Annotated in this window: 23 protein-coding genes and 1 tRNA gene; 15 read left to right on the top strand and 9 right to left on the bottom strand. The window is 37.1% G+C overall.

Features of this window, described 5'->3' with window-relative positions; translation table 11 throughout:
- Positions 1-123: 123 nt before the first annotated feature.
- Both GFO_RS15715 and dusB read left to right on the top strand, forming a co-directional pair.
- The gene (locus GFO_RS15715; RefSeq protein WP_011711174.1) at positions 124-2,547 is read left to right on the top strand and encodes a TonB-dependent receptor domain-containing protein; all 2,424 of its coding nucleotides are present in this window, start codon (positions 124-126) and stop codon (positions 2,545-2,547) included.
- 73 nt (positions 2,548-2,620) lie between these two features.
- Positions 2,621-3,613, top strand: a complete 993-nt coding sequence (gene dusB, locus GFO_RS15720; RefSeq protein WP_011711175.1) for a tRNA dihydrouridine synthase DusB — start codon at positions 2,621-2,623, stop codon at positions 3,611-3,613.
- On the opposite strand, the gene GFO_RS15725 is transcribed toward dusB, so the two are convergent.
- Both GFO_RS15725 and rbfA read right to left on the bottom strand, forming a co-directional pair.
- Positions 3,614-4,816 carry an ABC transporter permease gene (locus tag GFO_RS15725; RefSeq protein WP_011711176.1) on the bottom strand — a complete coding sequence of 401 codons (1,203 nt, stop codon included), beginning with the start codon at positions 4,814-4,816 and terminating at the stop codon, positions 3,614-3,616. It lies immediately after the preceding gene.
- Between the two features lies 1 nt (position 4,817).
- Positions 4,818-5,213, bottom strand: a complete 396-nt coding sequence (gene rbfA / locus GFO_RS15730) for a 30S ribosome-binding factor RbfA (RefSeq protein WP_011711177.1) — start codon at positions 5,211-5,213, stop codon at positions 4,818-4,820.
- A gap of 185 nt (positions 5,214-5,398) precedes the next feature.
- Between rbfA and mce the strand changes: the two genes are divergently transcribed.
- From mce to GFO_RS15745, 3 genes are all read left to right on the top strand, one after another.
- Positions 5,399-5,797, top strand: coding sequence for a methylmalonyl-CoA epimerase (gene mce / locus GFO_RS15735; RefSeq protein WP_011711178.1), 399 nt, complete (start codon positions 5,399-5,401; stop codon positions 5,795-5,797).
- A 66-nt stretch (positions 5,798-5,863) separates the two neighbouring features.
- A tRNA-Ile gene (locus tag GFO_RS15740) sits at positions 5,864-5,937 on the top strand.
- An 817-nt stretch (positions 5,938-6,754) separates the two neighbouring features.
- The gene (locus GFO_RS15745) at positions 6,755-7,021 is read left to right on the top strand and encodes a hypothetical protein (protein ID WP_041250169.1); all 267 of its coding nucleotides are present in this window, start codon (positions 6,755-6,757) and stop codon (positions 7,019-7,021) included.
- Here GFO_RS15745 and GFO_RS15750 read toward each other — a convergent pair.
- On the bottom strand, positions 7,018-7,605 hold the full coding sequence (locus GFO_RS15750) for a riboflavin synthase (RefSeq protein ID WP_011711180.1): 588 nt from the start codon (positions 7,603-7,605) through the stop codon (positions 7,018-7,020). The two genes, GFO_RS15745 and GFO_RS15750, sit on opposite strands and share 4 nt — an antisense overlap.
- A 61-nt stretch (positions 7,606-7,666) precedes the next feature.
- Between GFO_RS15750 and pdxA the strand changes: the two genes are divergently transcribed.
- From pdxA to GFO_RS15795, 9 genes are all read left to right on the top strand, one after another.
- On the top strand, positions 7,667-8,713 hold the full coding sequence (pdxA, locus tag GFO_RS15755; protein ID WP_011711181.1) for a 4-hydroxythreonine-4-phosphate dehydrogenase PdxA: 1,047 nt from the start codon (positions 7,667-7,669) through the stop codon (positions 8,711-8,713).
- A 95-nt stretch (positions 8,714-8,808) separates the two neighbouring features.
- Positions 8,809-9,342 carry a YceD family protein gene (locus GFO_RS15760; RefSeq protein ID WP_011711182.1) on the top strand — a complete coding sequence of 178 codons (534 nt, stop codon included), beginning with the start codon at positions 8,809-8,811 and terminating at the stop codon, positions 9,340-9,342.
- 13 nt (positions 9,343-9,355) lie between these two features.
- Positions 9,356-9,553: a 50S ribosomal protein L32 gene (rpmF, locus tag GFO_RS15765; RefSeq protein WP_011711183.1), complete on the top strand. Its 198-nt coding sequence runs from the start codon at positions 9,356-9,358 to the stop codon at positions 9,551-9,553.
- A gap of 179 nt (positions 9,554-9,732) precedes the next feature.
- Positions 9,733-10,731 (top strand): beta-ketoacyl-ACP synthase III, encoded by a 999-nt coding sequence (locus tag GFO_RS15770; protein WP_011711185.1) that lies wholly within the window; start codon positions 9,733-9,735, stop codon positions 10,729-10,731.
- An 18-nt stretch (positions 10,732-10,749) separates the two neighbouring features.
- On the top strand, positions 10,750-11,256 hold the full coding sequence (gene accB, locus GFO_RS15775) for an acetyl-CoA carboxylase biotin carboxyl carrier protein (protein WP_011711186.1): 507 nt from the start codon (positions 10,750-10,752) through the stop codon (positions 11,254-11,256).
- 65 nt (positions 11,257-11,321) lie between these two features.
- Complete coding sequence (accC, locus tag GFO_RS15780) at positions 11,322-12,677, top strand: acetyl-CoA carboxylase biotin carboxylase subunit (protein WP_011711187.1); 1,356 nt, start codon at positions 11,322-11,324, stop codon at positions 12,675-12,677.
- Positions 12,678-12,766: 89 nt separating this feature from the next.
- On the top strand, positions 12,767-13,888 hold the full coding sequence (locus GFO_RS15785; protein ID WP_011711188.1) for an NAD(P)/FAD-dependent oxidoreductase: 1,122 nt from the start codon (positions 12,767-12,769) through the stop codon (positions 13,886-13,888).
- Positions 13,885-14,556, top strand: coding sequence for a monofunctional biosynthetic peptidoglycan transglycosylase (gene mtgA, locus GFO_RS15790; RefSeq protein WP_011711189.1), 672 nt, complete (start codon positions 13,885-13,887; stop codon positions 14,554-14,556). Before GFO_RS15785 ends, mtgA begins: the two co-directional genes overlap by 4 nt.
- Positions 14,556-15,011 carry a transcription elongation factor gene (locus tag GFO_RS15795; protein WP_011711190.1) on the top strand — a complete coding sequence of 152 codons (456 nt, stop codon included), beginning with the start codon at positions 14,556-14,558 and terminating at the stop codon, positions 15,009-15,011. Before mtgA ends, GFO_RS15795 begins: the two co-directional genes overlap by 1 nt.
- Here the strand turns inward: GFO_RS15795 and GFO_RS15800 are convergent.
- The 6 genes from GFO_RS15800 to GFO_RS15825 all read right to left on the bottom strand — a co-directional run bounded on the left by GFO_RS15800 (position 15,004) and on the right by GFO_RS15825 (position 21,712).
- The gene (locus GFO_RS15800; protein WP_011711191.1) at positions 15,004-15,972 is read right to left on the bottom strand and encodes an ABC transporter ATP-binding protein; all 969 of its coding nucleotides are present in this window, start codon (positions 15,970-15,972) and stop codon (positions 15,004-15,006) included. The genes GFO_RS15795 and GFO_RS15800 overlap by 8 nt on opposite strands.
- Before the next feature lie 75 nt (positions 15,973-16,047).
- Positions 16,048-18,207, bottom strand: coding sequence for a prolyl oligopeptidase family serine peptidase (locus GFO_RS15805; protein WP_011711192.1), 2,160 nt, complete (start codon positions 18,205-18,207; stop codon positions 16,048-16,050).
- 93 nt (positions 18,208-18,300) lie between these two features.
- Positions 18,301-19,290 (bottom strand): aspartate-semialdehyde dehydrogenase, encoded by a 990-nt coding sequence (locus GFO_RS15810; RefSeq protein ID WP_011711193.1) that lies wholly within the window; start codon positions 19,288-19,290, stop codon positions 18,301-18,303.
- A 191-nt stretch (positions 19,291-19,481) separates the two neighbouring features.
- Positions 19,482-19,910 carry a large conductance mechanosensitive channel protein MscL gene (gene mscL, locus GFO_RS15815; protein WP_011711194.1) on the bottom strand — a complete coding sequence of 143 codons (429 nt, stop codon included), beginning with the start codon at positions 19,908-19,910 and terminating at the stop codon, positions 19,482-19,484.
- Positions 19,911-19,962: 52 nt separating this feature from the next.
- Complete coding sequence (alr, locus tag GFO_RS15820) at positions 19,963-21,072, bottom strand: alanine racemase (RefSeq protein ID WP_011711195.1); 1,110 nt, start codon at positions 21,070-21,072, stop codon at positions 19,963-19,965.
- Positions 21,065-21,712, bottom strand: a complete 648-nt coding sequence (locus tag GFO_RS15825; RefSeq protein ID WP_011711196.1) for a thymidine kinase — start codon at positions 21,710-21,712, stop codon at positions 21,065-21,067. Before GFO_RS15825 ends, alr begins: the two co-directional genes overlap by 8 nt.
- A gap of 191 nt (positions 21,713-21,903) precedes the next feature.
- Between GFO_RS15825 and GFO_RS15830 the strand changes: the two genes are divergently transcribed.
- Positions 21,904-22,641, top strand: coding sequence for a hypothetical protein (locus GFO_RS15830; protein ID WP_011711197.1), 738 nt, complete (start codon positions 21,904-21,906; stop codon positions 22,639-22,641).
- Positions 22,642-22,643: the final 2 nt, after the last annotated feature.

The raw sequence follows: 22,643 nt of genomic DNA on the forward strand, positions 1-22,643 counted from the left end.
GTTATATTTCCTTAATTCCTAAAAAATAAGCTTAAAAGCTAAGAGACTTCTTTTAAAACAGCAGAAGTATTCAATAAATTTTATATTTGTCGAGGTTTTATTGAATATTATACTAACCATTCTATGCTGAAAAATAAGTTCATCCCCCTTGTTGTCCTATTAATTCCATATGTTTTCTTTTCTCAGAATTCGGTTTCAGGAAAAATACTAAATCAGGATAATGATCCGGTGGCCTTTGCTAATGTAATTTTACTGAGCGCAAAAGATTCCACCAGCGTATATAAAGGAAGCACTTCAGAAGAAGACGGAAGTTTTGTAATAGAGAATGTAGAAGATAGTACTTACCTTTTAAAAGTCTCTTTTGTAGGATATGCGGAATATCTTCAAAAGCTTCGTGTAAAAGGCGATACAAATATTCCCCTTATCAGTCTTGAAGAGGCATCAGACGCCCTGGACGAAGTAACTGTAAATGCCAGAAAACCTAAGGTAACCAGAGAGATAGACAGGTTGGTCTTTGATGTGGAGAACACTATACTTTCTACCGGAAACACTTTTGAAGTTTTAAAAAGGACACCGGGAGTGATCGTGAGCCAGGGAAATTTGTTAGTAAAGAACAGAGCTGCCACAGTTTACATCAATGACAGGAAGGTGTATTTAAGCTCAACCGAACTGCAACAATTACTGGAAGGTTTTTCTGCGGAAAATATAAAATCTGTTGAAGTAATTACCAATCCTCCGGCAAAATATGATGCAGAAGGCGGTGCTATTCTGAATATCAAGACTTCAAAAAATATTTCCATTGGCTACAAAGGAAGTTTGAATGCTTCCAATACCATTGCTATAGTTCCCAAGTATAATGTTGGTACCAGCCATTATTATAAAACAGACTGGTTAAATGTGTATGCAAGTTATAATTACAACCAGCGGGATTTAGTAAAAAAGGACGAAGGCTTTATAGAATATTATACACCTAACGGTGACGTTGATTCAAGGTGGTTAACCGATTTTGAGAGGAATACGAATATGAATTCACACAGCCTTAATACCATTCTTGACTTTACACTTAGTGAAGCGAGTACATTAAGTCTGAGTGCCAATATCCAGATTACTCCAGACACTGACAGTGATATAAACGGTTTGACGAATATCAATGACAGTACGAATTCGCTGGATTCATTATTCACAACAGATAGTCGACTACACAGCCAAACAGATAATATACTTCTTGCGGCTACTTATAATACCAGTCTTGGTGAAAATGGAACTTTAGCTGCCATTGGAAATTATATCAATTATGATAATAGCCAATTTCAGCATATCATGACGAATTATTTTGACGAGGACGGGAGTTTTTTAAGAAATAATTCTTTCACAACAGAAGCGATGCAAAATAGTGAGATCTACACGGGACAGGTAGACATTTCAACCCCATTAGGTTCTACAAGTTTTGAATCTGGGTTGAAATATTCCAGTTTACGAACAGAAAGCGGGCAGGATTATTTTGATACCAACACGGGAACGAGACAATTTTCAGAAGAATTATCTGATGAACTTGATTATGAGGAAGATATTTACGCCGCTTATGCCAGTATGTCTAAAGACTGGGAAAAATGGTCTCTGAAATTAGGGCTGCGCGGAGAATATACCGATGTACAGGGAGTTTCAGAAAGTATGGGATTGGTTAATTCCCAGGATTATTTTGAACTATTTCCTACATTCTACCTGAATTATAATGCATCTGAAGACCATTCATTTAGTGCGGAATATAGTAGACGAATTACCAGGCCACGTTTTGAAGATTTAAATACCTATAGATATTTTCTGAATGAGAATAATTTTCAGGACGGAAATCCAAATTTGATGCCTGCGATTTCGAATATGATCAAATTTAGTTATGGATATAAGAATAAATTATTTTTTGATCTCTACTGGGACAAGGCCAATAATGAGATTGCAACCATACCTTTTCAGGATAATACTAACAGAAATCTTCGATCTTCCAGTTTGAATATGGATTTTTCTCAGCAATATAGTTTTGATATAAGCTATTATGATTATTTGAATGATTGGTGGACTTTTTCTGCCTATACCTCATTTTTCTATATGCAAAATGATTTTCCGGCTTTGGAAAGTGGAGGCCAGATTGTGACCAATGATACTTTTGGAGCCTATATATATGCCGGGAATTTCTTTACATTATCTAAGGATGGCACTTTTTCCGGGGAAGTTACTACCACCTATATTCCAGATTATGTAGTGGGTTCGTATGAATTTGAAGAATCTCAATTTGGTTTGAACTTCGGTTTAAGAAAGACTTTTTTCGATTCCAGGTTAATTACCACCGTGAATGTTGAAGACGTTTTTAATACGATGAACATGCCGTTGCGATCTCAATATTTAAATCAGAATAACTCTTTTTTCGCCATGCCAGAGTCACGTATGATCAGGTTTGGAGTCACCTATAAATTTGGAAATTTCAAACTAGGTGATAATAAGAGAGCGATCACTGCAGACGAAAGTGAACGTTTAGAAACTAAAAATCCATAATAGCGCCGCTTAGTTAAGTAATTTTCAGGCATAGGAATTATTTAGTAATTTTGCCTCCTGAAAAACAGCAGCTTTGGCAAAAATTGGAAATATAGAGGTAGGAGACTTCCCGTTGCTTTTGGCACCGATGGAAGATGTGAGTGACCCGCCGTTTCGCGCACTTTGCAAGGAACAGGGAGCAGACGTGGTGTATACTGAATTTATCTCTTCTGAAGGGCTTATTCGTGAAGCCGCGAAAAGCACTATGAAACTCGATATTTACGAAAAAGAACGTCCTGTTGGAATTCAAATTTTTGGAGCCAATTTGGAGTCTATGCTTCAATCGGTTGAAATTGTTGAAAAATCGGGCCCCGATATTATAGACATCAATTTTGGATGTCCGGTAAAGAAAGTGGTTTCTAAAGGAGCCGGAGCCGGAATTCTGAAGGATATAGACCTAATGGTTTCTTTAACAGAAGCCATGGTAAAAAACACAAGCTTACCCATTACTGTAAAGACGAGATTGGGTTGGGATCATGATTCCATTAAAATTGTGGAGGTAGCAGAAAGATTGCAGGATGTTGGCTGCAAGGCAATTTCTATTCATGGCAGAACCAGGGCCCAGATGTATAAGGGAGAAGCCGACTGGGCGCCTATTGCTGAGGTGAAAAATAATCCAAGAATGCATATTCCTGTTTTTGGAAACGGCGATGTGGATTCACCGGAAAAAGCAATGGAAATGCGTGATAATTTCGGCCTGGATGGCGCTATGATTGGTCGTGCAAGCATTGGCTATCCATGGTTTTTTAGAGAAGTAAAACACTATTTTGAAACCGGAAAACATTTGGCTCCTCCAACGCTGGAAGAGCGCGTAGATGCTGCTAGAAGGCATCTTCAAATGGCGATTGACTGGAAGGGGGAACGTCTAGGTGTATTTGAAACCCGACGTCATTATACCAATTATTTTAAAGGAATTCCGCACTTTAAAGAATATCGAATGAAGATGGTCACCAGTGATGATTCCGTAGACGTTTTTAAAGCTTTCGATGAGGTAGAGAAAGAATTTGCTGGATACGAATTCGCCTAATTAAACCAGGGCTTTTTTACTTCTTCCTGCAGCGATATAGGAAGCGATAAAACCAAGGGTGAAAATGGTAATTAGAACAATAAAAATATTTTCGATTTCCATTGCTACAGGATAAGGTAGATTTGGTGTGATCATTACCAGATCATAATTCATTTGAAGAATAATAAGTACTACTGCTACGGCAAGACCTATAATCCCTCCTAAACCAGTCATTAACATTCCCTGTAAAAAGAAGATATTTTTAATCTGGTTTGGAGTAGCGCCTAGGCTATGCAGTGTTTTGATGTTTTCCCTTTTATCCAGGATCATCACAATGATAGATCCCACAACATTAAATAGGGCAATGGTCAATACAAGGGTGAAAATAAGATAGACGAAGAGGTTTTCTGAATTCAACATTTTATTAAGCGCGTCATTAAGTTCTGCACGTGTTTTAATCGTTGCATTACCATCAAAAACTTTATTGATTTCTTCTGTCACCTGATCTGTAGAGACTCCAGGTCTTAATTTAAATTCAATCGCAGAATATTCTTCAGCTCCAAGATTCAGAAGATCTTTTGCGAAGTTAAGGTGTGTAAAAACGTATTTATCATCCAGTTCTTCATTCACACTATAAATACCACTTACAATAGTTTGTCTGGTATTAAACGCATCCTGAAGATTGGTCATCGTGATAGCGCCCTTTCCGGGCTTTGGAACCATGATTTTGAGAAGATTCTGATAATTAAAAGTTCCTACGTCAAGCAATCTTGAAAGTCCGTTCCCTATAACTACCTGTGGTTCACTGTTGGTAAGCCAGGTTCCAAATACAATGGAACTATCAATTTTATTAACGCTTCTGTACTTTTCGTCTACTCCTTTGATATAAGCGGGTTGCTCTTTAGATTTATAAGTAAGTATCACCCTTTCTTCAACGATCTTACTAAAAGTTTCAACACCATCAATTTGCTGAAGTTGATTGATTTGTTCTTCTGAAATTTTGATCACCTTTCCCTCCTGCGGAAATGCTTTAAGGTCGGGATCAAATTCGTTGGAAAAGGAAAGACTGAAATCTCTCAGGCCTGAAAATCCGCTGAGTACGATAAATAACGAAAATGCTCCTGCAAAAACTCCAATCGCTGCGATAATGGTAATAATATTAATGGCATTGCTTTTACTTTTAGTAAAAAGGTACCTTTTAGCGATATAGAGTGGAAATTTCAAATTAAGATTTTTTCCTCTTATCTAATAAATCTGGATTAGCAACAGGATCTTCTTTACCTTTTATAGACTTTTCAATTCCATCTATATATTCCAGGGAATCGTCTACGTAAAAGCTCAAATCTGGCATTTTTCTTAACTGATGTCTGGTGCGTTGAGCCATCTCATGCTTTATTTGAGATTTATTTTCATTAATTTCCTTTATCACTTCTTCCTGATGTTTTGAAGGAAAAATGCTTACATAAGCCTTGGCAATAGAAAGGTCTGTAGTGACTCTAACTTTGGAAACAGAAATCAAGATTCCTGTCCTGCCGCTTTCTCTAAGAGAATTTTGTAAAATATCGGCCAGGTCCTTCTGCAACAATCCACCTATCTTCTTTTGTCTGTTTGTTTCTTCCATGCTACAAAAGTAAAATATTTAGATGTGAAATAGCGATTTACGATGTTTTTTGAATCAATTGTCTATAAATTTTGATCTTTGTACAGATTACAAATAGAAGAAAACAGTAAATGCTGAAATGCACAAACAGGTTTTTCATATTTGAATATATTATTTCAGTGATTAAAGATGTATAAGAAAGTATTATGAAAAGAATAGAACATATAGGGATAGCGGTAAAAGATCTGGAAGCGGCTAATAAAACATATGCAACTGTGATGGGCGCCGAACATTATAAAACGGAAACAGTAGAAAGTGAAGGAGTTTCTACTTCATTTTTTCAAGTTGGCGAAAGTAAGATTGAATTGCTTGCCGCCACGAATCCGGAAAGTCCCATTGCAAAATTTATTGAAAAGAGAGGCGAGGGCATTCACCACATAGCTTTTTATGTAGACGATATTAATACTGAAATTGAGAGGCTTAAAGGGGAAGGTTTTAGATTGTTAAATGAAATTCCAAAGCCAGGAGCCGACAATAAGTTGGTTGCTTTTATGCACCCAAAAGATGTAAATGGGGTATTGGTAGAACTGTGTCAGGAAAAATAGAAATATTTTGTTTGGTGCATAAGCTGCAATTATCTAAATTTGCGCTCGCGATATAAATACGTATCCGGTCCCATAGCTCAGTTGGTTAGAGCACCTGACTCATAATCAGGTGGTCCTTGGTTCGAGCCCAAGTGGGACCACAAAAAAAGCCTTGCAGAAATGCAGGGCTTTTTTAATTAAAATCGGGTTCTAAAAATTATATTATATCTTTTCTAAATTGTTATCACAAAGTAAATAAAAGCTATCAATGCAAGAACGGAAAGACTTATAGAGAGAATCAATATTCTTTTTTCATTTTTATTCTTAATCATCGCAAATTATATTTCTGCAAAAGTATATTAAGATTGTTAATTCAGTTAACGTTTTAAAATTTTAATTTAACAGTTTTATAAGATTTATAAGGGAAGATAGGTAAAAATGCTCGTGAATTCTATTTTACGTAAAATTGGCTATACCTACATTATGCTTAAAATTTGTAATACGATAGATGTCGCTTTTAAATTTTCAGAAAGTTCTTTTATTGAAGTTCTACAATAAATACGGGAACCTCTGGTAACAAGGAGAAAGAGTGAAAATATAGATTTACAAAATTCAGTATTAGGGATAAATTTTGATGGGTAAAACAAAGATGCTTATAAACAAGTCATAATATCCTGAAAATGGTTAATTTAGATAGATAATCAATTGAAAGGTAGAAGTTTGTTCTTCAAAGTCTGTTGCCTGACTCAAACAAAACAGATATTTGTTTAATCAGAATGAACTATTTGATTTTTAGTTGATTATTAAAACTTCGTTTTGATTATTTTCGTAGTTATTATAAATGACCGGAAGTTTTTTAAAAAGACTTCGATTCGAAGGTAAATCGAGTCAGAAGTGGAAAATTCTTACCTTAGTCGTTTAATTGTTTATAGAATTTTAAATTTGTTGGCTTTCGCCGATACTATTAACCGAACATCAATGGGGCAGATTAGATGTATATTCTTGATCTTGACACTTTTATTAGGTGTCTCTGTCACGTCTTATGCCCAAAAAGATGGACCTCCTGCACCTACTGAAAAAAGGCATAAAGGTCCGCCTTGTGATCCTGGAAATGGCAACGGTAACGGTAATGGCCCATCAGTGCCACCGGGACTTTGTCTACCTATAGACGATTACGTTTATATTCTAATGGGAGTGGGTTTGATGTATGGCTGCTATAAACTGCGCAATTTTGAACCGGTCTAGGAAAATTCGCTAATCCTTTTTACATACTTTCCAATAACGTCAAACTCCAGATTTACCATATCTCCAGCCTTTAAGTTATTGAAAATAGTATTATTAAAAGTGTATGGAATAATAGCTACGCTAAATTCATTTTTCTTTGAATTTACAACAGTAAGACTTACGCCATTTACAGTAATTGAACCTTTTTCTATAGTAATGTTTCCAATTTCAGGATTGTATTCAAAGGTAAATTCCCAGCTTCCGTCTTTTTCGATAATTTCTTTACAAGTGGCAGTTTGATCTACATGTCCCTGAACAATATGTCCGTCTAAACGCGCGCCTAACTTCATACCTCTTTCAAGATTTACCTGATCACCTTTATCCAGGCTTCCCAGGTTAGTTTTTTCAAGAGTTTCATTAACTGCTGTAACGGTGTATTCATTGTCTTGAATAGAAACAACAGTAAGACAAACGCCATTATGGGAAACACTCTGGTCTATTTTCAGCTCAGGGGTCATTTTAGCTTTTACGGTAATATCCAAATTGCCTGCCGATTTCGTAATACTGATTATTTTTCCTATTTCTTCTACGATCCCTGTGAACATTGTTTTCTATAATAATGGTTACATTTGTGTGTAAAATTAAAATATTATATCGGGAAAGTTTATGAAACAAAGCGAAATGATCAAATTGGGAATCAGCATTGGAGATTTGAATGGCATTGGAAGTGAGATTGTGCTTAAGACATTTGATGATTCCAGAATGCTGGATTTTTGCACCCCGATTATCTTTGCATCGTCAAAAATTCTCAATTTTTTAAAAAAGCATTATAAGCTCTCCATGCATTTTCAGGGGATAGACCATCCGTCTAATGCGATAGATGGAAAAGTAAATGTGGTAAATGTTTGGAAAGAAAATGTCAATATTAATTTTGGCGAGGAAGATGTGAAAATAGGGGATTATGCATTCCGCTCTCTGGAAGCAGCTACTATTGCTCTAAAAAAAGATGAAATCGATGTATTGGTGACAGCTCCAATTAATAAAGCAACGATACAATCTGATAAATTCAAATTTCCAGGTCATACAGATTACCTTGCACAAGAGCTGGGTGGAGAAAGTCTCATGTTTATGATCACAGATAACCTGAAAATTGGTTTATTAACAGATCATGTTGCACTTAAAGATATAGCTTCGGTGATTACTCCTGAATTGATTGAAAAGAAAATTAAAACTATTCAGAAAACCTTAAAGCAGGATTTTAGAGTTCAGAAACCAAAAATTGCTGTTTTAGGAATTAATCCACATAGTGGAGATAACGGGGTAATAGGTAAGGAGGATGAGGAAATATTAAAACCTACTATTCAAAAGATACGGGATAAAGGAGACCTTGTCTTTGGGCCATATTCAGCAGATAGCTTTTTTGGATCCAAGAACTACAAGAATTTTGATGCCGTAGTCGCCTCTTATCACGACCAGGGATTAATACCGTTTAAAACCCTTTCTTTTGGGATGGGAGTTAATTTTACTGCGGGACTAACAAAGGTGAGAACGTCGCCAGACCATGGTACCGCTTTTGAGATCGCCGGAAAGAATGAAGCTAATATCAATTCATTTAAGGAAGCTGTATTTAAAGGAATCGAGATATATAAGGCTCGGGAAGAATATAAAGTTTTGACCGAAAATCCGTTGAAGAAACAAGGCAAGAAGATATAAACAAAAATTTGTTTATAAAAAGTACATAATTGATTAATTTTTATATCTTTGCACCCGCCTTTACGGAAACGTTGGGCACTCAAAACTGAGGAGAGATGAGGAATTTAGCGGAGTTTACTATTCCTTTCAAGGGATTAAAACTTGGGAAACACCAGTTTGAGTATGAGTTAGATAACAGGTTCTTTGAACATTTTGAGTACGAGGAATTCAATAGTGCAGATGTAAAGATCGATCTATTGTTTGAGAAGAAAAGCACTATGATGGAGCTAACTTTTCGAGCAACTGGAACAGTGAATGTCAATTGTGATCTTACTAATGAGCCATACGATCAGCCAATAGATAGTGAATTATTTCTGGTGATTAAATTTGGTGACGAGTTCAACAACGAAGATGAAGATTTGCTCATATTGCCGCATGGTGATTATGAGGTTAATATTCAACAATATGTGTATGAATTGGTAGTACTTTCTGTACCACCTAAGAGAATTCATCCGGGAGTTGAAGATGGAACACTGGAATCTGAAGTACTTGATAAGCTAGAAGAGCTTAGTTTGAAAAATCAGAAAAAGAAGAAAGAGGATGATATAGATCCTCGCTGGGACAAATTAAAAAATTTATTAAACGAATAATTAACAGGAAGCCATGGCACATCCAAAGAGAAAAATCTCGAAAACCAGAAGAGATAAGAGAAGAACACATTATAAAGCTTCAGCTCCAAAAGTGGCTGTAGATGCTGTAACAGGTGAAGCACACTTGTATCACAGAGCTCACTGGCACGAAGGTAAACTATATTACCGAGGTCAGGTATTAATTGATAATACTGAAGAAGTAGAAGCATAGTCAAGGATTAAGAGCTTCAAAAATCACAGAAACTCTCACATGGTGGGAGTTTTTTGTTTTTAGTTGAATAAGTCCTAAAAAGACCTTAATTTGCACGCCGGTTATAATTAAATTTAGTACTTTTCTATGAAGATTAGACGCATTTATGGATCGGCAAAGGGTGAATTAAATCCAATTTTATGAATAAAATCACAGCAGCAATCACAGCTGTAGGTGGCTATGTGCCTGAAGATGTTTTGACCAACGAAATGTTGGAAAAGATGGTTGATACAACAGATGAGTGGATCTTTAGCAGAACAGGAATTAAAGAAAGACGTATTCTCAAAGATCCTGACAAAGGGACTTCATATTTAGCAATTCAGGCTGCAAAAGAAATTCTTCGAAAAACAGATCTGGATCCCAAAGAAATAGATCTTATTATCCTGGGGACAGTCTCTCCCGATATGCCAGTAGCTGCTACTGGGGTTCATGTCGCAACCGAGATTGGCGCAACTAACGCATTTTCTTATGATTTGCAGGCAGCGTGTTCCAGTTTTTTATATGGAATGTCTACCGGCGCAGCTTATATTGAATCTGGGCGCTACAAAAAAGTTCTTGTAATTGGTGCCGATAAGATGTCATCTATCATTGATTATACAGATCGTACCACCTGTATTATTTTCGGAGATGGAGCAGGAGCAGTTCTTATGGAACCAAATGAAGAAGGTTTAGGTCTTCAGGATGAAATTTTACGTTGCGATTCTATTGGTAGAAATTCTCTCAAAATCGCTGCCGGAGGATCCCTTATACCACCAACTAAAGAAACAATAGAGCAAAAACTTCATTACGTTAGACAGGACGGGAAAACTGTATTCAAATTTGCGGTTTCCAACATGGCAGACGTCAGCGAAGAGATCATGAAAAAGAATAATCTTACGAATGAGGATGTAAACTGGCTGGTAGCTCATCAGGCAAATAAGCGTATTATAGATGCCACCGCCAATAGAATGAACCTTACTGATGAAGATAAAGTATTGATGAATATCCAGAGGTATGGAAACACCACTGCCGCAACCCTGCCTTTATTATTAAGTGATTACGAAAAGAAATTTAAAAAAGGAGATAATTTAATATTTGCCTCTTTTGGGGGTGGCTTCACATGGGGAGCTACTTACCTTAAATGGGCTTATAACTCATAAAAACCAACACCAATTATTATGGATTTAAAGGAAATTCAGAATCTGATAAAATTTGTAGCCAAATCTGGCGCAAGTGAGGTAAAACTGGAAACAGGAGATGTTAAAATTACCATTAGAACAGGTTCAGACGAAAAGGAAACTACCATAGTACAGCAGGTTCCGGTAGGAGGACAACAACAAATGCCTCAAATGCCGGCTCAGCAGCCACAACAACAGGCTCCTGCACAGCAGGAAAGTGCTCCTCAGCAGGATTCAAAAGACGCTGCAGCTGAAGACAACTCAAAATATATTACGGTAAAGTCTCCAATTATTGGTACTTTCTATAGAAAACCTTCTCCAGACAAACCTACTTTTGCTGAAGTTGGGGATACCATTAAAGAGGGGGATGTACTTTGTATCATTGAAGCGATGAAACTTTTCAACGAGATTGAAAGTGAAGTTTCAGGAAAGATCGTAAAAGTACTTGTTGAAGATTCTTCTCCGGTAGAATTTGATCAACCTTTATTCTTAGTAGATCCGTCATAAATTACTGCCCGTTTTAACAACTGCAAGCCCTTTTCTGGGCTTCAGAACTTTAAAAGCAACTAGGTATGTTTAAAAAAATATTGATTGCCAACAGAGGGGAAATCGCATTACGCGTGATTCGTACCTGTAAAGAAATGGGGATTAAAACGGTTGCGGTATATTCTACTGCCGACGCTGAAAGTCTGCACGTAAGATTTGCTGATGAAGCCGTTTGTATAGGTCCCGCACCAAGTAACCTTTCTTACCTCAAAATATCGAATATCATTGCTGCTGCAGAAATTACTAATGCAGACGCAATACATCCGGGATATGGATTCCTGTCTGAAAATGCCAAATTTTCAAAAATATGTGAAGAGCACGAGATTAAATTCATCGGTGCTTCCCCAGATATGATCGCGAAAATGGGAGATAAGGCAACTGCCAAAGCTACAATGAGAGCTGCAGGTGTACCTTGTGTTCCGGGATCTGAAGGAATTATAAAAGATTTTAAGGAATGCCAAAAACTGGCAAAAGAGGTAGGTTATCCTGTTATGCTCAAAGCTACCGCCGGTGGTGGAGGTAAAGGAATGCGTGCTGTTTGGAAAGAAGAAGAACTTGAACCAGCCTGGGAATCTGCAAGAAAAGAAGCGGATGCTTCTTTCGGGAATGATGGGATGTACATGGAAAAGCTTATTGAAGAGCCTCGCCATATCGAAATCCAGATCGTTGGAGACAGCAGTGGAAAAGCATGTCACCTTTCTGAAAGGGATTGTTCTGTACAACGCCGTCACCAAAAATTAACCGAAGAAACACCCTCTCCATTCATGACGGATACCCTCCGTAAAAAGATGGGAGATGCGGCTGTAAAAGCAGCTGAATATATTAAATATGAAGGTGCCGGAACGGTAGAATTTCTTGTAGATAAACATAGAAATTTCTATTTCATGGAAATGAATACCCGTATCCAGGTGGAACACCCTATTACCGAACAGGTGATAGATTACGATCTAATTAGAGAGCAAATTCTGGTTGCTTCTGGGGTGCCAATTTCAGGAAAAAATTATTTTCCGCAGTTACATTCCATAGAATGTAGAATTAATGCGGAAGATCCTTTTCATAATTTCCGTCCTTCCCCAGGGAAGATCACGAATCTTCATGCACCTGGAGGACACGGAGTTCGTATAGACACTCATGTGTATAGCGGTTATATAATTCCGCCAAACTATGATTCTATGATCGCTAAACTAATCACTACTGCTCAAACAAGAGAAGAAGCGATCAGTAAGATGAAGCGTGCATTGGACGAATTTGTGATTGAAGGAGTTAAAACCACCATTCCTTTTCATCGTCAGTTGATGGATCATCCAGATTATGTAGAAGGAAATTATACTACAAAATTCATGGAGGATTTCAAGATGAAACCTCTGGAAGAAGATTCTTAAAGGAGCTTTAAGATAAAATTCAAACCTCGCAGGCTTTTAAAACCTGCGAGGTTTTTTTGTACATTCAGATTTTGAAAAAATTATCGCTTATGAATTTTTCCTTCTGGGAAACAGATTCCTGGTTTTCGGATATTGATTATTGTATTGTTGGCAGTGGAATTACCGGGCTTAATTGTGCACTAAGAATAAAGCAACAGCAACCCAATTCAAAAGTGATCATGCTCGAAAAAGGGATGCTGCCGGAAGGAGCTAGTACTAAAAATGCCGGATTCGCCTGTTTCGGAAGTATTTCAGAGATTCTGGACGATCTTAACACACATTCTAAGCATGAGGTTGTAAGATTAGTTGAAAAGCGCAAAAAAGGTCTTGAATTGCTTCGGAATAATTTAGGGGATGAGATCATAGATTATCAACAAAATGGAGGTTACGAATTGTTTACAGAGGCAGACGAGGAGCTTTATAAACAATGCCTTGAAAGAATTCCTGAAGTAAATGAAATTTTAAAACCAGTTTTTGATAAGGAGGTATTTGAGAAATCGAGGAATAAGTTTGGTTTTAAAAAGATTCAACAAGATCTTATTTTCAATAAATTCGAAGGACAGATTGATACTGGAAAGATGATGACCGCCTTAGTGAAAAAGGCCATTACTAAAGAGATTCGTATTCTTAATGGAGTAGAAGTTGAATCATTTGAAGAAATTGGTAGTAGAATTTCCATAACAACCAATAAATTCAATTTTCAATCAAAAAAGCTCATTATTGCTACCAATGGTTTTGCTTCCAGATTGGGAATAGAGCAGGTCAAACCGGCCAGAGCTCAGGTTTTAGTTACAAAACCGATTAAAGATATTCCATTCAAAGGGACTTTTCATTTAGATAAAGGCTATTATTATTTCCGTAATATTGGGAATAGAGTATTGTTTGGTGGTGGTAGAAACCTGGATTTTGAGACCGAAGAAACCGATAAATCCGGTCTAACAGGTATTATTCAGAATAGACTTAAAGAGCTCTTAAAAACCTGTGTGTTACCTGAAATAGATTTTGAGATCCAGCAATCCTGGAGCGGAATTATGGGGGTTGGAGATCAAAAAAAACCAATTATCAGGGAAATTTCAAATAATATATACTGCGGTGTACGCCTTGGCGGAATGGGAATTGCCATTGGAAGTATGGTAGGGAAAGAATTAGCAGATCTAGCATTAAAATCATGATAAAAAAAATATTCAGATTCATTTTCAAGGTCTTATTGGGGCTTTTTCTTTTTAGCGTTTTTATCGTCGTAGTGTATAAATGGGTGCCCGTTCCATTTACACCTTTAATGGCAATAAGGTACTTTGAGAATCCTGAAGAGTCGGTTGAACACGACTGGGTGCATATGGAAGATATTTCCAGACATCTTCAACTTGCCGTAATTGCCAGTGAAGATCAAAATTTTGCCAATCATAGTGGTTTCGATTTTAAGGCTATAGAAAAAGCAATGGAGGACAATCGCTCTGGGAGAAAGATTCGAGGAGCCTCCACAATTTCTCAACAAACTGCAAAAAATGTGTTTCTCTGGCCTAGCCGAACATGGTTTAGGAAAGGGATGGAAGCATATTTCACATTTTTAATCGAGATCATTTGGACCAAAGAAAGAATATTGGAGGTTTATTTAAATAGTATAGAAATGGGGAAAGGGGTTTATGGAGCCCAGGCGGCCGCTCAGCACTGGTTTAAAAAAGATGCTGAAACTCTTAATCCCTACGAAGCGGCGGCGATTGCGGCAGTATTACCAAATCCAAGACAATATAGAGCTAATCCTGCTTCAAGTTTTATTCAGGGAAGGAAAAACTGGATCGTGAGGCAGATGCAGAATTATGGTAAATTTATACTTGATTAATGGAAGACTTAACCCGTATTGAACTAATTCAGGATTGCCGGGAATATCTGAACAAACGAATTGCTGTTGTTCAAAAAGCTATGAATGGCCTTAAGGAAGACCTGGAAAATGAGTCTAAAAGCAGTGCCGGTGATAAATATGAAACCGGCAGGGAAATGATCAATATTGAATGGAATAAATTGACTGTTCAGATGAACGAATATGAGCGTTTGTCGCAAATTCTAAAAAGGATCGAAGATCATAAACCTACAGATAAAGTGGTTTTAGGAAGTGTAGTAATGACAAATGCGGCGAACTATTTTATCTCCATCCCGGCGGGAGAAATTAAGGCAGCAAATCAAAAATGTTATGCGGTAGGGGTTAAAGCTCCTATTTCACAGCAACTTCTTGGAAAAGAAGAAGGAGATCAATTCACAATAAATGGAAAGGATTTCAGAATCCTGGATATTATTTAAGTCGTTTTTGAATTAGATCTTCTGAAATCTTGAGTTTTATTTTCTTTCCGGGAGTTATCTCTTTTTTATGATCCACAAGAATTTTCTCTCCATTTAAACCTGCTTCTATCAGATAATTCTCTCCTTTGAAATAGGTCTTTATCACTTCGGCTTCAATTTCTGAAGAGCCTGTGATCTTTATTTCATGAGGATATAGAATTACTCGTTTTCGGCTGGATTCTTTCTTCCGAAGGTTTTTCAGCATTACATGGTTCACATCCCCGAAGAGCGAAGCCACATATTTATTGGGCGGATTTTGATATAATTCTTCCGGAGTCCCATCAGCATAAATGCGGGTGTTTTTTAAAACAAAGGTCCTGTCGGCAAACGATAGCGCATCGGTACTATCGTGCGTAGCGATCATACAGGTAATATTCTTTTCTTTTAGATATGAAAATAGTCGTCTTCTTAAATTATTTTTTCTGAAGTGATCTATATGGCTAAAAGGCTCATCTAACAAGATTATTTCCGGCTCTTTTGCCAATGCTCTTGCCAAAGCGATGCGTTGCTGTTGGCCGCCGCTTAATAATTTCGCTTTTTTATCGGCAAGATCTTCCATTTCCACAACCTCAAGCAATTCCTTAATTCTACGTTTCTTTTTAATAGGGTAGAAGTTGCTAAGGTGCTTTCCCACATTCTCTGCTGCGGTTAATGGGAGCATTAGATCAAAATCCTGTGCCAGATATTTGATAAAGGGTTCTCCGGGAACGAGGTTGAAATTTGGTCCTAGCAGTTCTTTGTTTCCCCAATAAATTTCCCCTTCTGTATGTAAAAGACCGTAAATTAGCTTTAATAAAGTGCTTTTTCCACAGCCACTCTGGCCAATAATAGAAACATTCTCACCTTTTTCCAGTGTAAAGCTAATATTCTTTAAAACGGGATCTTTGTCGTAAGCGAAGGATACATTTTCAAGTTTCAGCATAAGTATTTATAAGTTAAAATAAAAAAAGCGCAGAACATAATCCGCGCTTTAACTTTTAAAGTGATAATAGCTGTTTTATCCTTTCACTTTTTTATTTGCTTCACTAGGTAGAGTCTCAAAACCCATATTATAAAGGGTGAAACCAAAAATATCTGCATATTCATCAATGATCATACTGGTAGGTTTCCCGGCTCCATGCCCTGCTTTTGTTTCAATTCTAATTAAAACAGGCTCGTTTCCGGCATGTTTTTCCTGTAATTCAGCAGCAAATTTAAAGGAATGTGCTGGTACTACACGATCATCATGATCTCCGGTGGTAACCATAGTTGCAGGATATTCCACTCCTTCTTTTACGTTGTGAACAGGAGAATATTCAAAAAGGTAATTAAACATTTCCTTGTTGTCTTCAGCAGTTCCATAATCATAAGCCCACCCTGCCCCAGCAGTAAACGTATGATATCTTAGCATGTCCATAACTCCTACAGCGGGTAATGCTACCTTCATTAGATCTGGACGTTGCGTCATGGTTGCTCCAACTAATAAACCACCGTTAGATCCACCTCTAATGGCTAAGTAGTCACTAGAAGTATAATTATTTTCAATTAAATATTCTGCAGCAGCAATAAAGTCATCAAACACATTCTGTTTTTTCAGCTTTGTTCCTGCGTCATGCCATTTTTTCCCATATTCTCCACCACCTCGAAGGTTAGGAACCGCATATACGCCGCCCTGTTCCAGCCAAACGCTCATGGCAGTACTGAATCCAGGGGTTAAGCTAATGTTGAATCCGCCGTAACCGTATAAGATTGTTGGGTTCTTACCATTTAATTCTGTTCCCTTTTTATAAGTAATGATCATTGGAACTTTTGTGCCGTCCTTGGAGTTATAGAAAACCTGCTTGCTTTCGTAATTTTCAGGATTAAAATCGATATTCGGTTTGTTGTAAACTTCAGAAGTTCCTTCTTTAATGTCGTATTTATAGATCGTTCCAGGAGTTACATAATTTGTAAATGAATAATATAAAACCTCTTCCTCTTCTTTAGCTCCAAAACCTCCGGCTGAACCAATTCCTGGTAATTCAACTTCACGAATCATTTTTCCTTGAGCATCATATTGCTTTACTTTAGAAATGGCATCTACCATATATTCAGCAAAGAAATAACCACCACCAGTTGAAGGGCTTAGTACATTTTCTGTTTCCGGAATAAAATCTTCCCAGTTATCAGGAGTAGGATTTGATGCATCTACGCTCACTACTCTTTTATTAGGAGCATCAAGATTTGTTACTATAAATAGCTTGCTTCCTTCGTTTTTTAGTACATAGGTATCAGTGTCTTCGTTGTCCAGAATTGTTACTAATTCAGGATTCTTTTTGGTGAGATCCATTAAAAACAGCTTTCCACCCGAAGTGGAGTTTCTAGCAGAAATCGTAAGATAACGATCATCTTCGGTAACACCACCGCCAACATATCTGTGTTTTTGGTCTGCACTTTCCCCAAAGATCACTTTGTCTTCAGATTGTGCGGTCCCTAATTTATGATAGTATAATTTATGCTGATCGGTTTTAGCGGAAAGCTCACTCCCATCAGGTTTATCATAACTGGAGTAGTAAAATCCATCGTTGCCTTTCCAGGACATCCCACTGAATTTAACGTCTTTGATAGTGTCTCCAAGAATTTCGTTGTTTTCAGCATTCATCACAATTACTTTTCTCCAGTCACTTCCTCCTTCTGAAATTGCATAAGCGAATTTTGTACCGTCTTTAGAAAAGCTTAGACCTCCAAGAGAAGTTGTTCCATCTTCACTAAATTTATTAGGATCGAGGAAAATTTCAGCATCTCCATCTTCACCCTTTTTGCGATACATCACGCTTTGGTTCTGTAAACCATCATTCTTGAAAAAATAGATATAATCCCCCTCGGTAAATGGCGCACTCAGTTTTTCATAGTCCCAAAGTTTGGTAAGCCTTTTTTTGAGTTTATCCCGGTAAGGAATATTATCGAGATAATTAAACGTCACTTTGTTTTCAGCTTCTACCCAATTCTCGGTTTCTTCGCTGCGGTCGTCTTCCAACCAGCGATAGGGATCTTTTACTTTAGTTCCGAAATAATCGGTAATAGTATCTACTTTTTTAGTTTCTGGATAATTCAAGGCAGTAGCTTCAGTTTTTTTATCATCATCATTACAGGCGATTAATATTCCTGCAGCAATGACCATGGTAAGGATTTTTTTCATGTTATGGGTTTAATTAATGTACAAAATTAGTATAAAAAAAGGCCTGAAAGTTACATTCCTTCAGGCCCTTAAGATATTGAATTATTTAAACCTTTATAAAAGCTTGTTTTCTAATAAATATTCCGCAATTTGAACTGCATTGGTCGCAGCTCCTTTTCTAAGATTATCAGCAACGATCCACATATTAATAGTGTTTGGCTGAGAGTAATCCCTTCTTATCCTTCCTACAAATACATCATCTTTTCCTTCAGCATAGATAGGCATCGGATAGGTGTTCACTGCCGGATTATCCTGAACAGTAATTCCTGGAAAATCGCTAAGTATTTTTCTTACATCAGCTTCGTCAAAATCTTTATTGAACTCGATATTTACAGATTCTGAATGTCCCCCTACCACAGGAATTCTTATAGCGGTAGCTGTCACATTTACTGAATCATCTCCAAGAATTTTTTTGGTTTCATTGCTAAGCTTCATCTCTTCTTTAGTGTAGCCGTTCTCCTGAAAAACATCACAATGTGGTAATGCATTTTTATGAATTGGATAAGGATACGCCATTTCACCATTTTCACCAGCATATTCATTTTCCAGTTGCTGTACTGCTTTTACCCCGGTTCCGGTAATAGATTGATAGGTTGAAACAACCACTCTTTTTATTCCGAAGGCATCATGCAAAGGTTTTAGCGCCATCAAAAGCTGAATGGTAGAGCAGTTTGGATTGGCAATAACTTTATCTGTCCTGGTTAAAAGATTTGCATTAATTTCAGGAATTACGAGTTTATTATCGGGATTCATTCTCCAGGCTGAAGAATTGTCGATCACTGTAGTTCCCACTTCTGCAAATTTAGGAGCCCATTCAAGTGAAGTATCACCGCCTGCTGAAAAAATAGCGATCTCTGGTTTCATAGAAACAGCGGTTTCCAGTCCAACAACTTCAAATTCTTTATCTGCGAACTTCACCTTTTTACCAACAGATCTTTCTGAAGCTACAGGAATAAGTTCAGTTAATGGAAAATTTCTTTCTTCGAGGACTTTTAGCATTACGCTTCCTACCATTCCGGTGGCTCCAACAACAGCTACTTTCATAATTACGGGTACTTTATTAAAAATTTGATTGCAAAGGTATTAGTTGTATATAAACCTAATAAGTTAAAAGCTAAAAAATTGTTTCAGATATAAAAATTTGTACGCATTTATTAATATTGTTAAAAAAAGGACCCCGATTCTCATCGGGGTTTATAGTTAAATATACGTAGTGTAGCGGTAAGCGTACTTCTTTATGAATTTTGCTTTTTAAGCTCATCTCTTATTTCTAAGAGTATTTGTTCTTGTGTAGGTCCTTTTGGCGCATCTGCACCTTCTACATCCTCTTTTTGTTTAGTTTTTTCATATGCCCTTAGTACCAGGAATATAAATAAGCCAATAATAATAAAATAAATAATAGCCTGAATCAAATTTCCGTAGGTTAATACAGCGGCTTCAGCTGCTTTTGCAGCCTCCAGGTTTTCATATTGACGGCCATCCAGAGCGATGTATTTCTGTGAAAAATCGACCCCACCGGTTATAATACCTATAATGGGCATAATAATGTCGTCTACTACTGAAGATACGATCTTATTGAATGCTGCGCCAATTACCACCGCTGTTGCCAGCATGATAATATCTTTTTTGAAAAGGAAGGTTTTAAAATCTTTGAAAAAAGCCATAAAAAATTGATTAGTTATTAGGTTGGGCTAATTTATGCAAAAAATCTAATTCCTATTCAGGAATGATTTTCCGGGTAACCCTGCGTTGAATTCCTGTAATAAGTTCGTAGGAAATTGTTCCTCCGGCCCGAGCGAAATCTACAGGATGTTGAGGTCCGCCAAAAATGATCACTTCATCACCTTCTTCACAGTCTATCCCTGTAACATCGATCATAATAATATCCATACAGACATTTCCAACAATAGGAGCGTATTTACCGTTTACAAATACTCCGGCTTTTTGTTTTCCATAAATGCGGTTGATACCATCTGCATGTCCAATGGGTAAAGTTGCGATCTTGGATTCTTTTTCTGTTTTAAAAGCACGATTATAACCTACGCTAGCTCCAGGATCTAGTTTTCTTATTTGAGAGATGATGGTTTTTAGTTTCCCAACCGGTTTTAAATGTGGATCTATAGTTTTGTCATTGCTATAGCCATATAATCCAATTCCGGTTCTAACCATGCTAAAAGCGGCTTTCGGATAATTGATAACTCCTGAAGTATTACAAATATGAAGTAAGGGCTCATAATCAAGATTCTCGATGAGTTGCCAGGTCATTTTTCTGAAAAGATCTATCTGGCTTAACGTAAATTCCCTTTCCTGCCAGTCTTCACTTGCAGCAAGATGGGAGAAAACAGAAGCAATCTTTATACTGTTTGTATTTTTAATCGTTTCAAAAACCCTGGGAATTTCAGATTGATCAAAACCAAGACGATTAAGTCCGGTATTAAGTTTTATATGAACCGGATAATTCTTCTGATTTAATCTTTCCGCAAGGGAAACAAAAGATTCTAGCGTTTTTTGGCTATAAAGATTAGGTTCCAGGCAGTGTTCTATGATTTCTTCAAAATGTGAAGGTTGGGGATGCAATACAAGAATTGGTTTTGAAATCCCATTTTCCCTTAGTCTTATACCTTCTTCAACATAAGCAACCGCAAAATAATCGGTCCCCAGTTCTTCCAGTTTTTTAGCGATCTCTACGGAATCACTTCCATAAGCATGCGCTTTAACTACAGAAAGAAACTTTGCTTCCTTATCTGTTTTTGATCTTAAAAAACGGTAGTTATGCGCCAGGTTTCCCAGATTGATCTCCAGAACAGTTTCTTTAGCTTCAGGCATTTTCCTCTTTGGCTTTTTGATTCAATTCTTCCGCATCGTTTACATCCAGTTTCCTAACCCTTTCTCTAAGCATAGCTTTATAATAGGCCGCCCGACTTAGCGGTTCATATTCTTCATTCTCTCCTAGAAATACCAGATCGTCGTTTATAGCTTTCCTATAGCTGAACTGAGCAAGATTCCCGGTTCGGGTACATACCGCGTGCACTTTGGTAACATACTCTGCAGTGGCCATTAAATTTGGCATCGGCCCGAAGGGATTTCCTTTAAAATCCATGTCAAGTCCTGCTACAATAACCCGAACGCCCCTATTGGCAAGATCATTACATACCGTGACTATCTCATCATCAAAAAACTGGGCTTCATCAATTCCTACTACGTCACATCCATCTGCTAATAATCTGATATTTGAAGCTGAAGGAACCGGGGTGGAACGTATTTCATTAGAATCGTGAGACACCACCATTTCCTCGTCATAACGAGTATCTATAGCAGGTTTAAAGATCTCTACATTCTGTTTAGCAAATTTCGCACGCTTGAGTCTACGGATGAGTTCTTCCGTTTTTCCGGAAAACATCGAGCCGCAAATTACCTCAATCCAGCCAAATTGCTCTTCGTGATTTACTGTATTTTCGAGAAACATTTTGTATTTTTCAAATCGAAACGGGGAAATACCTCTTTCGTATAAAGGTGGAACAAATTTATTAAAAATACAACCCGGTTAAGGGGCGAATCTTTAAAGTTATGAAATGGGCCATACGCAAAGTTTGACTTAAACTAGAATTAATATTTGCGAATCGCATCTGACCGATAAAGAACAAATAAAATAAACAGATGAAAAAGAAAATTGAAGCAGATCTCATTCGAATTGCTGAAAATATCATTCAGAATAAAGGCAAATTAGATGCGAATGTACTGAAAGAAAAAGCGAAGAATCTTTATGAGAAACTTACTGTTTTGGCTTTTATTGAAAAACATCTAGAGGAAGATAATAGCGAAGTAGCAGTAGAAAAGCCTGTTCAGAAAAAAGCTAAAAAAGTCTCTTATGATGAGTTTTATCCTGACGGAACTGAATATAATAAAGATTCTGATGCTATTACGGAGCCAAATACTGAAAAAATAAAGGATATTGTAGCGCAAATGCCTCCGGAAACTGAGAAAGTAGATTCCATGATGAGTCAGATAAATACCGCTCCAGAACCACCAAAATCAGCTGAAACAGGACAGGAGAAAAGGGATTTTAGAAATATTGGTGTAGATTATGATAACCTTCCGGATTTTGAACCGGTGAATCATGTAGAAAAACCCAACAAACCGAGATCTTTAAACGACCGACTTAAAAAAGGTATTAATATAGGTCTTAATCAACGCCTTTCATATATTAAACATCTTTTTGGTGGTGATACAGCCGACTATAACCGTGTACTTTCCCAGTTAAATACTTTCACTAGTCTTGAGGAATCCAGAAAATTTATTGAAAAGGTGGTAAAACCAGATTATAATCACTGGGAAGGGAAAGAGGAATATGAGGAGCGTTTTATGTCTCATATAGAGAATAAATTCAGCAATTAGGA

The organism is Christiangramia forsetii KT0803 (assembly GCF_000060345.1).
In the GTDB taxonomy this organism is placed as follows: Bacteria; Bacteroidota; Bacteroidia; order Flavobacteriales; family Flavobacteriaceae; genus Christiangramia; species Christiangramia forsetii.

Excerpts from the sequence above, each read along its gene's own strand:
- GFO_RS15715 (WP_011711174.1), top strand. The coding sequence starts at position 124 with ATGCTGAAAAATAAGTTCATCCCCCTTGTTGTCCTATTAATTCCATAT.
- rbfA (WP_011711177.1), bottom strand. The coding sequence starts at position 5,213 with ATGGAAGAAACAAACAGACAAAAGAAGATAGGTGGATTGTTGCAGAAG.
- mce (WP_011711178.1), top strand. The coding sequence starts at position 5,399 with ATGAAAAGAATAGAACATATAGGGATAGCGGTAAAAGATCTGGAAGCG.
- GFO_RS15745 (WP_041250169.1), top strand. The coding sequence starts at position 6,755 with ATGGGGCAGATTAGATGTATATTCTTGATCTTGACACTTTTATTAGGT.
- GFO_RS15750 (WP_011711180.1), bottom strand. The coding sequence starts at position 7,605 with ATGTTCACAGGGATCGTAGAAGAAATAGGAAAAATAATCAGTATTACG.
- pdxA (WP_011711181.1), top strand. The coding sequence starts at position 7,667 with ATGAAACAAAGCGAAATGATCAAATTGGGAATCAGCATTGGAGATTTG.
- GFO_RS15760 (WP_011711182.1), top strand. The coding sequence starts at position 8,809 with ATGAGGAATTTAGCGGAGTTTACTATTCCTTTCAAGGGATTAAAACTT.
- rpmF (WP_011711183.1), top strand. The coding sequence starts at position 9,356 with ATGGCACATCCAAAGAGAAAAATCTCGAAAACCAGAAGAGATAAGAGA.
- GFO_RS15770 (WP_011711185.1), top strand. The coding sequence starts at position 9,733 with ATGAATAAAATCACAGCAGCAATCACAGCTGTAGGTGGCTATGTGCCT.
- accB (WP_011711186.1), top strand. The coding sequence starts at position 10,750 with ATGGATTTAAAGGAAATTCAGAATCTGATAAAATTTGTAGCCAAATCT.
- accC (WP_011711187.1), top strand. The coding sequence starts at position 11,322 with ATGTTTAAAAAAATATTGATTGCCAACAGAGGGGAAATCGCATTACGC.
- GFO_RS15785 (WP_011711188.1), top strand. The coding sequence starts at position 12,767 with ATGAATTTTTCCTTCTGGGAAACAGATTCCTGGTTTTCGGATATTGAT.
- mtgA (WP_011711189.1), top strand. The coding sequence starts at position 13,885 with ATGATAAAAAAAATATTCAGATTCATTTTCAAGGTCTTATTGGGGCTT.
- GFO_RS15795 (WP_011711190.1), top strand. The coding sequence starts at position 14,556 with ATGGAAGACTTAACCCGTATTGAACTAATTCAGGATTGCCGGGAATAT.
- GFO_RS15800 (WP_011711191.1), bottom strand. The coding sequence starts at position 15,972 with ATGCTGAAACTTGAAAATGTATCCTTCGCTTACGACAAAGATCCCGTT.
- GFO_RS15805 (WP_011711192.1), bottom strand. The coding sequence starts at position 18,207 with ATGAAAAAAATCCTTACCATGGTCATTGCTGCAGGAATATTAATCGCC.
- GFO_RS15810 (WP_011711193.1), bottom strand. The coding sequence starts at position 19,290 with ATGAAAGTAGCTGTTGTTGGAGCCACCGGAATGGTAGGAAGCGTAATG.
- mscL (WP_011711194.1), bottom strand. The coding sequence starts at position 19,910 with ATGGCTTTTTTCAAAGATTTTAAAACCTTCCTTTTCAAAAAAGATATT.
- alr (WP_011711195.1), bottom strand. The coding sequence starts at position 21,072 with ATGCCTGAAGCTAAAGAAACTGTTCTGGAGATCAATCTGGGAAACCTG.
- GFO_RS15825 (WP_011711196.1), bottom strand. The coding sequence starts at position 21,712 with ATGTTTCTCGAAAATACAGTAAATCACGAAGAGCAATTTGGCTGGATT.
- GFO_RS15830 (WP_011711197.1), top strand. The coding sequence starts at position 21,904 with ATGAAAAAGAAAATTGAAGCAGATCTCATTCGAATTGCTGAAAATATC.